This is a genomic window from Flavobacterium soyae, assembly GCF_045348165.1.
Taxonomy (GTDB): domain Bacteria; phylum Bacteroidota; class Bacteroidia; order Flavobacteriales; family Flavobacteriaceae; genus Flavobacterium; species Flavobacterium soyae.
This window is the reverse complement of the sequence record NZ_CP150845.1, coordinates 2,774,546-2,788,259: the sequence shown is the minus strand read 5'-3', so window position 1 is coordinate 2,788,259 and position 13,714 is coordinate 2,774,546. Positions and strand designations below refer to the sequence as shown.

The following is a 13,714-nucleotide window of genomic DNA, read 5'->3' as shown; positions in this document are numbered from 1 at the left end:
AGCAATTTACAAAATATTTTAATATTTGTTTATGCTCTAACCTTTATGTTTTTAAAAAATATATCGATTTCGTTAATAACTAGGGTAACAAATTTTATAAACATCTGATTTATACTATATAAACCTACAACATGGCAATCTTGCAAAATCTAAATGTAATAAAGCAACTCATTATCAGTAACCTAAAGTAATTTAGCAGTGTAGAAAAGACCCCAAATTTTTACCCGGAACTTAAAGTCTAAGTACTAACGTAAAATTTGAAATGAAGATGAAAACAATATATCCACTAAGTATAATTTTAGCTCTTAGTTTCACTATATTATCTTTTAGTAAGCATAATAATAGTAATCCCGAAGAAAACATAAGTTTGAATAAATCTTATCAGAATAACAATTCAGATACAAAAGTTGATAATGAAGTTCTGGCTGATTTTTTTAAAAGATATTCTGATCTAAAAAAATATCAAAACGAGGTTGTGTCATTGTACAAAACCAGATCTTATGAACCAATTTGGTTTGAGGATGACAAAATCAATGAGTTTGGAAAAACCTTGTACGCCAAATTGAATGATACTTATGAGGAAGGTTTAATTTTTGAGCTTCCTTATAAATATGAAATTGATCAGATTTTTAAAAAAAGATCAACTGATAAACCATCAAAAACAGATTCTGATATGCTTTTGAGTACTGCATATATTATATACATGAATCGTGTGTATGTTGGTTTGGATGCCGAAACTGCTAAAAAAACAGGATGGCTTCTTCCAAAAAAAGAAATATCTTATGATACTTTGTTAGATTCTTTAATGACCGAACCTACATTATTAGAGAAAAATGACGAGCTTCTTTTTAACCAATACTATAAATTGCAGGATGCTCTTAAAAAATACAGAGAAATAGATAAATCCGGTGTCTGGAAACCCATTGCTGCCGAATCTCCTTATAAAGATTTACGACCTGATGCCAATACACCTACAATTGGACAAGTTAGAACGAGATTATTTATTTTGGGTGATTTAGAGCATGATTCAAAAAGTAATTTTTATGATCGTGAATTAATGGATGGTGTAATGAAATATAAACTTAGAAACGGGTTTAAACCAAATTACATTTTGTCTGAAGATCATATTAAAGAAATGAATATTCCGCTTAAAGACAAGATTAATACCTTGATGGTTAACATGGAACGCTGCCGCTGGATTTCTCCAAAAATTCTAAAAGACAAAGAATATATTATTGTAAATATTCCTTCTTTTGAATTGGTGTATGTAAAAAACGGAAAACCGGAACTTACCTCTAAAGTTTTTGTGGGATCTGCGGTGACTAAAACCACTATATTTAATGGAAATATTGATAAAATCGTTTTCAGCCCGTACTGGACGGTTCCTCAAAGTATTGTTGAAAATGAATTAAAAATGAAAATAGCTGCTGACCCTAATTATTTGGCAGATCATAATATGGAAATGGTAAACGGTTTGGTAAGACAAAAACCGGGTCCTAATAACTCTCTTGGATTAGTGAAATTTATTTTCCCAAATCCTGAAGATATTTATATGCACGATACGCCTGCAAAAAGTTTATTTGATTTTGAAAGAAGAACTTTCAGCCATGGCTGTATTAATGTAAACAAAGCCAAAGAATTAGCCATTGCAATACTTAAAGATTATCCGGAATGGACAACTGATAAGATAAATACAGCAATGGAGGGAAAAACTGAAACTACATTTAAGCTGCCAAATAAAATACCTATTTATATTACTTATTTTACTTCGTGGGTACATGATTCCGGAGAAATTAGTTTTTATCAGGATGTTTATGAAAAAGATACCGAGTTAAATAATTTCTTATTTCCTGTTGATGGTGTAGCTGCAAACTAATTATATTAAATCATAAACTAAAGATAATCGGAAATTTACTTAAATAAATTTCCGATTATTCATTTTAAAAAATAACCTAACTTATTAATTTTAAAACTTTTAAGTCTAAAAATATTTCGATTTCTGTCGCAACTTTGCAGTGTAATACTACCACTAATATTAATTGCAAAATCAATTTATCATGAAAACAGAGAATATCGAAGGATTGACACTTTTTGAAATAAACCTACTAATTCAACAAGGCGCAAAATTTGTAATGTTTCCTAATATGATGACTAAATTTAAAAGTTCAACTATTTATTTTGTTCGTCCGGAAGAGAAGATATTGAAATATGCAGTAAAACATTTTTTTAAGAATGTAGCAAATTGCTGGCATACAATACCTTTTAGACCACTTTATCTTTCTAAATCCTTATTTTATTTAGCTATTGGCGGTCAAAATTATACACATGCAGTACTGGCAGATTTAAAAACAATAAATCCTGTTTACAACCCAAACCTTTACTGCTTACAATACGTTTAAACTGCCTTTTTTGTCCCTAAAAATCTTAGTTATAAATTTGTTACGATAAACCAAAAGCTATTCTGGCAATCAGGCAATCCCTACTCTGCTTGAAAAAAAATGTTTTTTTTAGTAATTTGCTTATCTCAAACAAAAAATTAAATCATCTTATAAATTTTATAAGGTGATTTTTTTGTTAATAAGACCTGCGAGACAAAAAATAACAGAAAGATTGGGCTTTAGAGTTTCCTGATTTTTCTATATCTATAAACCAATATATACATGTTACTTGAAGTAAAACCCACATCTTTTTTGTCTTAAAATACTACTTTAAAATCATTTTGAGGCATATATGGTCATAGATTAAATAGAGATTTGCAGATTCCTATATCCATTTGCAAATGAAAAAATACGTTTTAATTTTTAGTTTTATTATAGCAGCTTTATTTATTTCATGCAATAAATCTACAGTAAATGATGGGATTATATCTGATGGAATCAGCAAACCTAAACCGCCAAAAGCTATAGGACCTCCACGTATATTATTTATTGGAAATAGTCAAATTGAATATTTTGTAAGCGCCCCTACACTGTTTCAGGAATTGTGTAATTCTAATAATAAACATATAAATGTGCAGCAATTGGTAACAATGGGAGTTTCACTTGATAAAGTTTATTATACTAATAAAACAGAAGCGAACCAAATTTTTTCTAATATAGATAAGGATGGAAATTATTATGATTTTGTTGTGCTTCAGGAATCGACACCAATTGCATTAACAGATCTTGAAAAATATAGATCAAACTTAAAATTAATCGTGGAAAAAATACATAAAAACAGTCCAGATGTTGCAATATATGTCTATCAAAATATGTCTCCATTAGCTTATACAAATTCAGAATATAATGATTATCATAAAGAATTACAAAAAAATGCCATTTTAGCGGCCGCTTTTATTAAAAATGCAGGTTTATTGAGGGTTGGTGATGCTGTTAAAGATGCATATGAAGGTAAAAACGGTTATAAATATTTAAAAAATAATAAAGATAATCTTCGTTATGGTAAAAATATACTTCACTTTATAAACGATGGTGGGTTTTTACAAGCAGTTTTACTATATGCTACTATATTTGATAAAACACCAATTATTCCTAAAAAACTTATTTTAAGTACTGGAATTAGGGATAATGACAATATGAGAAAACAAGAAGTAAATAAAGTAATCAGTAATCCAAAGGCCTTAGAAGAGATAGCTTTTAATAATCGTTAAACCTTAAAAACAAAAAATCATCTTATAGTTTATAAGGTGATTTTTTTGTTTTGGTTTCATCTGAAAATTAATATCTTTCAGAAAATTAACCTAATCAAAAATTAACCTTTTATTACTATGAATGATGATTATCAGCCTCAAAAAAATTGGTGGGACAGAAACTGGAAATGGTTTGTGCCAACAGGCTGTTTAAGCCTTGTAATACTTTTTGCTTTATTTATTGGCGGAATATTTTTTGGAGTAACATCAATGATGAAAGATTCTGATGTTTTTAAAGAGTCGATGACAGCCGTACAGCACAATAAAATTGTAATCGAAAAATTAGGAAATCCAATTGAAACTGACGGAATGATATCTGGAAGTATAAGCACAAGCAGCAATACCGGAAATTGCGATTTACAAATTCCGATAAAAGGCCCTAAAGGAAAAGCTGCCCTATTTATCGTTGCCACAAAAAGAGGAAAATGGAAATACGATCAAATGTCTGTTTATATTGAGAAAACAAAAGAAGAAATAGATTTATTGAAGAAATAGTTTTTAAAGATGCTAAGGTGCTGAGATACTGAGTTTTTTTACTATTTGATTTTGTATTAAATTAAAACATTATAATTGTTAATAATAAAACAAAATGTTACGAGTCGTTAAATAAATTGTGGCTTTATTTTTGAATAAGTAGTATTTTTGAACCTTAATAAAACCCCAATAAATGAAAAAGATTTTTTTATTAGCCGTTACATTTTCTCTAACGTCATGTGCGCAGGTACAACAGACTTTAAATCAATTACCTCAAATATCATCTCAGATTCCGGGAGTTGGCGGAGTTGATATTGCTTCTGGACTAAAAGAAGCCCTTAACAAAGGAATTACTGAACAAGTAAGTAAATTAACCGCTGTAGATGGTTTTTATAAAAATGAAGCCGTAAAAATTTTAATGCCGGAAGAATTACAAAAAGTAGATGCTACATTGCGTAAAGTTGGTCTTGGCTCACTGGCCGACGAAGGAATAAAAGTTTTAAACCGCGCAGCCGAAGATGCTGTAAAAGAAGCAACACCAATATTTGTTTCGGCTGTTAAAAATATGTCATTTACAGATGCTAAAAATATTTTATTAGGAAATGACAGTGCTGCAACTAGTTATTTACAAGGAAGTACAACAACAGCTTTATACGGAAAATTTAATCCGGTAATTAAAAGTTCTTTTCAAAAAGTGGGTGCCGATGTTGTCTGGACAAAAATCATTAACAAATACAACACCATTCCGCTAGTAAAAAAAGTAAATCCTGATCTAACTGATTATACAACTAATCAGGCACTAGCAGGAGTTTTTAAAATGATTGCCGTAGAAGAAAAAGAAATCCGTAATAATATCAGTGCAAGAACAACACCTTTATTAAAAAGTGTTTTTGCAATGCAGGACGGAAAATAGTTTCCGTTTAACTGTTTAATCGTTTAATTGTATAATCGAATTTACGATTTAGCATTAAACGATTAAACAAATCAACGATTAACCGATTAACCAATAAAACCAAATGCAAAAAATAACCTTTCTCATTCACTGCAAAGATCAAAAAAATATCATCGCCTCGGTGACTACTTTTATTGCAAAAGTTGAAGGAAATATTACCTATATCGATCAGCATGTTGATGTGGAGCAAAATGTATTTTTTATGCGATTGGAATGCGAATTTACCAATCCGAAAATTACGATTGAAAGCCTGAAAGAAGATTTCAACAAAACTCTTGCTGCCGATTTTAATATGTCATGGGATTTGTATAATCAGGAACAAAAGCCAAAAATGGCATTGTTTGTATCTAAATATGATCACTGTTTATTTGATATTTTAGGACGATACAGCGCTGGGGAATTAAACGTTGAAATTCCGGTTATTATCAGCAATCATAATGATTTAAGATCGATTGCAGAACGATTTGATATTCCGTTTCACTGTGTGCCTTTTACAAAAGACAATAAAGAAGAAGGCGAAGCCAAACAAATTGAACTTTTAAAAAGATACGAGATTAATTTTATCGTTTTAGCTCGCTATATGCAGATTATTACTCCAAAATTAATTTCGCTTTACGAGAATAGAATTATCAATATTCACCATTCTTTTTTACCGGCATTTCCTGGTGCAAAACCTTATCACTCGGCATTTAAACGCGGGGTAAAAATTATTGGGGCTACAAGTCATTATGTTACCGAAGAATTAGACGAAGGACCAATTATCGAACAGGATATTGCAAGAGTTTCTCATATTCATTCAATCGAAGATTTTATTATGAAAGGCCGTGACTTAGAACGAATTGTTTTAGCCAGGGCAATTAAATTGCATTCTGAACGCAAAACGATGGTTTACAGTAACAAAACCGTTGTATTTTCATAATGCTTTTTTTTTAAGCACAAAGAACGCTGAGTTTTTTTTGATTTGTGAATTCTGTTGATTTTTTGAAGATCGCAAAGACTGTTGTCTATAGATTTTTACCCGCAGATTCAACTGATTGAACAGGCTTTCGCTGATTTCTTATTATGCTTTTTCAAAGCTAAGTACGCTAAGTTTTTGCTTATGAATTCTGTTGATTTTGAAGATCGAAAAAGCTGTTTTCTATAGTTTTTTTGCCTGCAGATTGAACAGATTGAACAGGTTTTCGCTGATGGTTTCTTTTCTGATAACTTTGAACCTTTGTAACTCTGTCCCGATAGCTATTGGGATTGAACCTAAAAATAAACAAACCCGACAGCCCCGAAGCTTCGGGATAAAATCTGTCGGGTTTTATTTTTATTATAAAGTATAAAAGCTTTGAACCTTTTAAAACTATTTAAGTAAATCGAATCGGTCCAGATTCATTACTTTCGTCCATGCTGCAACGAAATCTTTTACAAATTTTTCTTTGGCATCGTTACTTCCGTAAACCTCAGCTATAGCACGAAGTTCAGAATTAGAACCAAATATAAGATCTGCACGGGTTGCAGTCCATTTTATTTCTCCAGTTGCGCGATTGCGCCCTTCAAAAATTTCTCCGGTTTCGTTAATAGCTTTCCATGTTGTACCCAAATCTAATAAGTTAACAAAGAAATCATTATTTAATGTTCCTACATTTGTGGTAAGTACACCATGTTTAGAACCGTCGTAATTAGCATTCAATACTCTCAAACCTCCAACCAAAACTGTCATTTCAGGTACTGTAAGGTTTAATAATTGTGCTTTGTCTACCAAAAGTTCTTCTGTTATTGCACTCGTTTTAGCACTTTTATAATTTCTGAATCCATCTGCTTTTGGCTCTAATGCTTCAAACGAATGCACATCTGTCTGCTCTAAAGTTGCATCTCCTCTTCCCTGTGTAAAAGGAACCCCTATACTTAATCCAGCATTTGATGCTGCTTTTTCGATCGCTACAGATCCTCCTAAAACAATTAAATCTGCTATAGAAACTGTTTTCCCTGAATTGGAAAATTCATTTTGTATCTCTTCTAAAGCTGTTAATACGTTTTTTAATTGATTTGAAGAATTCACTTCCCAACTGATTTGAGGTTCAAAACGAATACGTGCCCCATTTGCTCCTCCGCGTTTATCAGAACCACGGAATGTAGACGCTGATGCCCAGGCAGTATGTACTAATTGTGAGATCGAAAGACCGCTTGAACGGATTTTCTCTTTCAAAACAGCAATATCATTATGGCTTAATTCATTTTTAGCAGCAGGAATAGGATCTTGCCAGATTAATACTTCACTTGGAACTTCAGGTCCTAAATAACGCGTAATTGGCCCCATATCTCTGTGAGTCAGTTTGTACCATGCTCTGGCAAAAGCGTCAGCAAATTTGTCAAAATTTTGCATATAATCTCTTGAAATTGGTTCATAAATAGGATCCATTTTCATTGCCATATCCGCCGTTGTCATCATAGGAGCATGTCTTTTTGTTGGGTCATGTGCATCTTCTACGATTGTAGCTGCACTTTCATCAGTTGGAGTCCATTGATGCGCTCCTGCAGGGCTCTTGGTCAATTTCCAATCATATTTAAATAATGTTTGAAAATAGCCATTGTCCCAAGTTGTAGGATTTGGTTTCCACGCACCTTCAAGACCGCTTGTAATAGCGTCTCCTCCTACTCCGGTACCAAAACTATTTTTCCATCCTAACCCCATTTGTTCGATACTTGCGCCTTCTGGCTCTGCTCCTACCAAGGCTGCATCTCCGGCTCCATGCGCTTTCCCGAAAGTATGACCGCCTGCAGTCAAAGCCACAGTTTCTTCATCATTCATTGCCATACGGGCAAAAGTTTCTCTGATGTCTCTACCAGATCCTAGTGGATCAGGATTTCCGTTTGGTCCTTCAGGATTTACATAAATTAATCCCATTTGCACAGCCGCCAGCGGATTATCAAGTTTGCGCTCTCCTTTGTATCTTGCATCACCCAGCCATGTTGTTTCATTACCCCAATTAATATCTTGTTCCGGCTCCCAAACATCTTCTCTACCACCTGCAAATCCAAAAGTTTTGAATCCCATAGATTCTAAAGCGCAGTTACCTGCTAAGATCATCAAATCGGCCCACGAAATTTTATTTCCATACTTTTGCTTAATTGGCCAAAGTAAAAAACGTGCTTTATCTAAATTACCATTATCCGGCCAGCTGTTAAGAGGTGCAAAACGCTGACTGCCTGAACTCGCGCCTCCACGACCATCAGATATACGGTAAGTTCCTGCACTGTGCCATGCCATACGAATAAACAAAGGACCATAATGACCATAATCAGCCGGCCACCAATCCTGAGAGTTTTTCATTAAATCAAAAAGATCTTTTTTGACTTCATTTAGGTCTAAAGTCTTAAACGCAGCAGCATAATTAAAACCTTTTTCCATAGGATCTGACAAACTAGAATGCTGACGCAATATGTTTAAGTTTAAACGATTTGGCCACCAATCTTTATTAGATGTTCCTGTACCAGCAGTTTCTTTCATTTGTCCGTTGTGAAAAGGACATTTACTTTCGTTTGAATCACTCATTTCTTTTGTTTTTTATTATTAAAGTTAACTATTTTCTATGAGATGCTATTTTTTTTAAGAAATCACATTTCACTGATTTTTAACACTTTATCAAATATACAAACTAATCTCTACGATATTCATAAACAAAATTGATTGTTATTATATTTTAATAGTCAAAAATTATTTAACGTTACAGAAAGCTCAGAATAGCGATTTAAAGAATCTTAACTTATGTCCAACAAAGTAATAACAAAACCTTAACAGCTTAAGATCGATATATGTCGGACATTTGTAATGTAATAAACTGGTTATTTATTATTTTGGTTTTGGTTAGTTAAATGATGCCGGCGTCTTCGAGATGCCGGCATTCTTTTTTGTAATAATTTGGTTTCAGGTTTCAAGTTTTCTTTGTTTGAGGTTGCTTGCTTTGAGCATAATTTTTACCGCAAAGAGCGCAAAGGTTTCGCAAAGCACGCAAAGTTATATATGAAAATCTCTAACATTAACTTATATCCAACAAAGTAATAACAAGACCTTAACAGCTTAAGATTGATATATGTCGGACATTTGTAATGTAATAAACTGGTTATTTATTATTTTGGTTTTGGTTAGTTAAATAATGCCGGCGTCCTTAAGATGCCGGCATTATTTTTTATGTCAACTTAGTTTATTTTGTTTCACGTTTCAAGTTTCAGGCTACTTTACTTTGAACATAATTTTTAACGCAAAGAGCGCTAAGTTTTTTTTGTGAGTGTTTTATACAAACGCAAAGTTCGCAAAGCTTTGTGTAAAAAACTTTGCGAACTTTGCGGTTAAGCTTCCAAGAACTTGAAACCTGAAACTTGAAACAAAAGAAAACTAATTTCTAAGTCTTTCGTGCAGTAATTTAAAATAAGAGAAAGCCTTTAATAGTCGGCTGCCGTGCCAGGAGAACATTTCGCCGTCTACGAAAATGGTTTTGGCATGATGCGTAAACCTTCCAATCTCGAAAGCGTCTTCTTCTTTAAAAGGATAAGGTTCTGAGGAAAGAAAAACGATATCAGGATCGCCTTCTAAACGCATTTTTTTAAGTTCGATTTCAGGATAACGTCCTTTATCGCTGTAGATATTTTTAAAATGATTCAGTTTTAGTAACTCATTTATATAAGTATCTTTTCCGGCAACCATATAAGGATTTTTCCAAATAAAATAAGCTGCTTTTTTTTCCGGAATATCCTGAATATATTTTTTGAAATCGCTTAAAGCGAAAGTCAGTTTATCATTCCACTTTTGAGCTTCGGTTCTGCAGTTGAATAATTGCCCGAAATCTGAAATCATCTGGAAATTATCTTCTATAGAAACTATATTCGTAACCCAAACCGGACAAATTTCCTGCAATTGTTTTACGATTTCTTCTGTGTTTTCTTCTTTATTACAAATGATAATATCAGGCTGTAATAGTTTTATTTTTTCGAAATGGATTTTCTTGGTTCCGCCAACAATCTTTTTGGTAGATTTAAGATGATATGGATGCACACAAAACTTCGTAATCCCGATGATTTTATCTTCTAAACCCAAATCATAAAGCAATTCTGTCTGCGAAGGCACTAACGAAATAATACGCTTTGGAGACGCCTCAAAAGAATGTAAAGTGCCGAATTGGTCTTTTAGTTGTTTCATGTTTCGGGTTTTGTTTGTTTCAGGTTTGTTGAGGTGTTTTTTTTTACGCTAAGTTCGCTAAGTTTTTTCTGCAAAGTGCACAAAGAAATTATCTGCAGTCTTGTAAAAGTTTTTTTTAGTTCTGAGAGTATGAGTTTTGCTTTATTTAAACTTAGAGAACTTAAAAAACTTTAATTCAGCAAACATATAAACCTTTGCAGCCTTTGCGAAAATAACTTAGCGAACTTTGCGTTAAAATTGTGTTCAAAGTAAACTTTAAACCTGAAACTTTAAACGAATAATCTCTTCCATTTCTTTTTGAACTGATAAAGCCTCTTGTCTTGCCTTTTCTGCAAAGTCAGCTCCTTTTGAGGCGTAGATAATTGCTCTTGCTGAGTTTACCAGCAATCCTATTTTATCATTCATTCCGTATTTGCATACTTCAGACAAGCTTCCGCCTTGAGCGCCAATTCCCGGAACTAATAAAAAGCTGTCTGGAACAATTTTTCTGACATCGGCAAAATATTCTGCTTTTGTAGCGCCTACAACATACATTAGATTATGGCTGTTTTTCCAGGTTTTAGACGTTTCCATAACTTGTTTGTATAATTCTGTTCCGTTTATGTTTAAAGTTTGAAAATCAAAAGCGCCTTCGTTTGAAGTTAAGGCTAACATGATCGTATGTTTATTTTCGAAAGCAAGAAAAGGTTCTACTGAATCTTTTCCCATATAGGGTGCAACGGTAACACTATCAAAATTCAAATCTTCAAAAAAAGCTTTTGCATACATACTCGAAGTATTTCCAATATCGCCGCGTTTTGCATCTGCAATCGTGAAAATTTCAGGATAATTTTCGTTGATGTAATTGATCGTTTTCTGCAGAGACATCCATCCTTTTATTCCATATGCTTCAAAAAAAGCAGTGTTGGGTTTGTACCCAACAGTTAAATCATGCGTTGCATCAATTATGGCTTTATTAAATTCAAAAATAGGGTCTTCTGTTTCTAATAAATGAGCCGGAATTTTAGTTAAATCAGGATCTAAGCCTACGCATAAAAATGATTTTTTTTGAAGAATTTGTTCGTGTAGTTGTTGTGTTGTCATATTGTTTTTTTAGTTCTTTTTCAAAGAATATATTCTTTTTAGAAAGTATGCAAAAATAAAAAAAGCCACTCAATTAAGAATGGCTTTTTAGTTTTATATTCAACAGCTCTTATAAATTACCTAAGTAAACAATTTCTGTTCTTCTGTTTTCTGCTCTTCCTGCTGCAGTTTTATTTGTTTTTACCGGTTTTGAAGCTCCGTAACCTTTAGAAGTTAAATTAGCAGGATTTACTCCTTTTTCAATTAAAAGATCCATTACTGCTTTTGCTCTTGCCTCAGACAGCTTCTGGTTTGCTTTTGGATTCCCTACATTATCTGTATGTCCGTTAATTGCAAATTTAGCATTTGGATAATTCTTTAAAATCTCTTTAATCGCATCTAATCTTCCTGAAGTTTCTCCCATTTTAGCATTGTCTAAAGTGGCTTTTCCTGTGTTGAAGAAAATAGATTTTGCTTCTACTTTTAATTGTGCTAATGTTTCTTTAGTTACTTTAGGACATCCTTTATTATCTGCTGGTCCTGCTATAAGAGGGCAGTCGTCTTCTTTGTCTAAAACACCGTCTTTATCAGCATCTAAATCAGGGCATCCTTTATTTACTGCTAATCCGGCAACAGTTGGACAGGCATCATCTTTATCTAAAACGCCATCTCCATCTGTATCTGGCCACGGACAGCCTTTATTTTCTACCGGACCGGCAATTGCCGGACAGGCATCTACATTATCTAATAAAGTATCTCCGTCAGAATCTTTCCACGGACAGCCTTTATTTTCTTTTGGCCCTTTTACATCCGGGCAGGCATCGTCTTTATCAAAAACTTTGTCATCGTCTGCATCTGGCCACGGGCATCCATTATTTTCTTTAGGCCCGGCTATTTTTTTACAGGCGTCTTCTTTATCAATAATACCATCTTCATCGGTATCTTTAAACGGCTTTTCGTAAACCGGAATTTTCATCCCAATATGAAAATCTGCCCCTTTTGATTCTTTAGAGACTAAATTACTCAAAATAGAACCAGAACCTATAAAGAAAACTCCCGTACGCAAACCTGTACCAACCTGCATACCGCTGTATTCCATATACGTTACGGGAACATAAAAACTAAACCATCTGCTTTCATAGCGAGGTGTTAACGTTACTCTGTCTGCAATTCCGTATGAATTTAGTTTATCAGCAGAAACCATACTTATGTCTCCGTTAAGGTTCAAATAGAATTTATTATACATATTCCAGTCTACATCAGCATGAATGGCTGTTGGCAGGTTTGTTTTAACTCCTTTTGAAGTAGAAACTTTAGTATAATGCTCGTTTAAGAAATCATATAAATTATCTGCATCATCAATCATTTGCTGAGTCACGACACCATTTACATTATATGTATCCAGTTTAGAATTTTTGTAGTTAATAGATCCAATATCGGTAACTGATAATCCGAAACGTAATTTGTATTTGTTAAAATCTCTAAAATTATTATCTGCAGGTTTTGCGTTTCTTAAATCATATTGATCGTAATCTGGTCTCCATTCGTAAACAAGACCGAAATCAAAACCAAATCCGCGTGAAGCAGAGTCAAAATCATAATCTTCATTATTTTCCCAATCCTGGCTTCCACCTACAGTAATTTCTCCACTTGATTGTAATATTCCCAATTGCGGATTTGTTGTATTCTCGATATAGGTTACACTTACATCTTTTCCCTTAACATAAGCATTTGCACCGCCTTGTAAATATTTAGCAGTTAAACCTCCTTTTAAAAAATGCTGATTGTTTTGGTATAAAACTGCCGCATACGAGATTCCTAATTCTCCCCAGGCATTTGAAGATCCGTTTGGGCTTCCTAAATTAAAATTAAAATCGCCTGCCTCGTCTAAACCATCTTTTACCTGATCTACCAGATATCCGTTAATTTTATTGGCATTAGTTATTGATCTTGCTCTTGTAAATACTGCAATAGTATGTTTTGGAGCAATGTTAAACATAAAAGACGGCCCCATAACGTCAAAATTTGCCAATCCGTTATTGGCATTTTTTGGAGTCATTTTAGACTGACTGTCAAAGTCATATCCATCTTTATAAGTATCAAAAATTTTAACACCGTACAAATCGTTTTGTACAGATCCGCTAACAGAAAATAAATTGATATCTGTTTTAAAACGGGAATCGGCTATTGAAGCCGGATTAAAAAGAACACTTTGTACACCCGCATAATTGTCATGAAAATAACCAATATAAGATTGTCCTTTGGCTGATACGGAAGTAATTAAAATAAATAAAATGAGTAACTGTTTTTTCATTAAATTTTGGATTTTAGTTTTAGTTGGCGCAAAACTACAATA

10 protein-coding genes are annotated in these 13,714 nt (G+C 33.1%); 6 read left to right on the top strand and 4 right to left on the bottom strand.

What is annotated here, in order from left to right:
- The first annotated feature begins 268 nt into the window (after positions 1-268).
- The 6 genes from AABD74_RS11915 (at position 269) to purU (ending at position 6,033) form a co-directional block, all read left to right on the top strand.
- Positions 269-1,876, top strand: coding sequence for a murein L,D-transpeptidase (locus AABD74_RS11915; protein WP_232681361.1), 1,608 nt, complete (start codon positions 269-271; stop codon positions 1,874-1,876).
- A gap of 181 nt (positions 1,877-2,057) precedes the next feature.
- The gene (locus AABD74_RS11910; RefSeq protein WP_232681359.1) at positions 2,058-2,399 is read left to right on the top strand and encodes a hypothetical protein; all 342 of its coding nucleotides are present in this window, start codon (positions 2,058-2,060) and stop codon (positions 2,397-2,399) included.
- A 380-nt stretch (positions 2,400-2,779) separates the two neighbouring features.
- Positions 2,780-3,649 (top strand): hypothetical protein, encoded by an 870-nt coding sequence (locus AABD74_RS11905; protein ID WP_406843008.1) that lies wholly within the window; start codon positions 2,780-2,782, stop codon positions 3,647-3,649.
- Between the two features lie 117 nt (positions 3,650-3,766).
- The gene (locus tag AABD74_RS11900; RefSeq protein ID WP_406843007.1) at positions 3,767-4,183 is read left to right on the top strand and encodes a cytochrome c oxidase assembly factor Coa1 family protein; all 417 of its coding nucleotides are present in this window, start codon (positions 3,767-3,769) and stop codon (positions 4,181-4,183) included.
- Positions 4,184-4,355: 172 nt separating this feature from the next.
- Positions 4,356-5,075, top strand: a complete 720-nt coding sequence (locus tag AABD74_RS11895; protein ID WP_232681356.1) for a DUF4197 domain-containing protein — start codon at positions 4,356-4,358, stop codon at positions 5,073-5,075.
- A gap of 103 nt (positions 5,076-5,178) precedes the next feature.
- The gene (gene purU / locus AABD74_RS11890; protein WP_406843006.1) at positions 5,179-6,033 is read left to right on the top strand and encodes a formyltetrahydrofolate deformylase; all 855 of its coding nucleotides are present in this window, start codon (positions 5,179-5,181) and stop codon (positions 6,031-6,033) included.
- A 429-nt stretch (positions 6,034-6,462) separates the two neighbouring features.
- On the opposite strand, the gene katG is transcribed toward purU, so the two are convergent.
- From katG to AABD74_RS11870, 4 genes are all read right to left on the bottom strand, one after another.
- Positions 6,463-8,655 carry a catalase/peroxidase HPI gene (gene katG, locus AABD74_RS11885; RefSeq protein WP_406843005.1) on the bottom strand — a complete coding sequence of 731 codons (2,193 nt, stop codon included), beginning with the start codon at positions 8,653-8,655 and terminating at the stop codon, positions 6,463-6,465.
- Between the two features lie 840 nt (positions 8,656-9,495).
- Positions 9,496-10,296: an ABC transporter substrate-binding protein gene (locus tag AABD74_RS11880; RefSeq protein ID WP_406843004.1), complete on the bottom strand. Its 801-nt coding sequence runs from the start codon at positions 10,294-10,296 to the stop codon at positions 9,496-9,498.
- 255 nt (positions 10,297-10,551) lie between these two features.
- Positions 10,552-11,379, bottom strand: coding sequence for an orotidine-5'-phosphate decarboxylase (pyrF, locus tag AABD74_RS11875; RefSeq protein WP_232681353.1), 828 nt, complete (start codon positions 11,377-11,379; stop codon positions 10,552-10,554).
- A gap of 109 nt (positions 11,380-11,488) precedes the next feature.
- A complete protein-coding gene (locus AABD74_RS11870; RefSeq protein WP_406843003.1) occupies positions 11,489-13,672 on the bottom strand; it encodes a DUF5723 family protein in 2,184 nt (727 codons plus the stop codon).
- Positions 13,673-13,714: the final 42 nt, after the last annotated feature.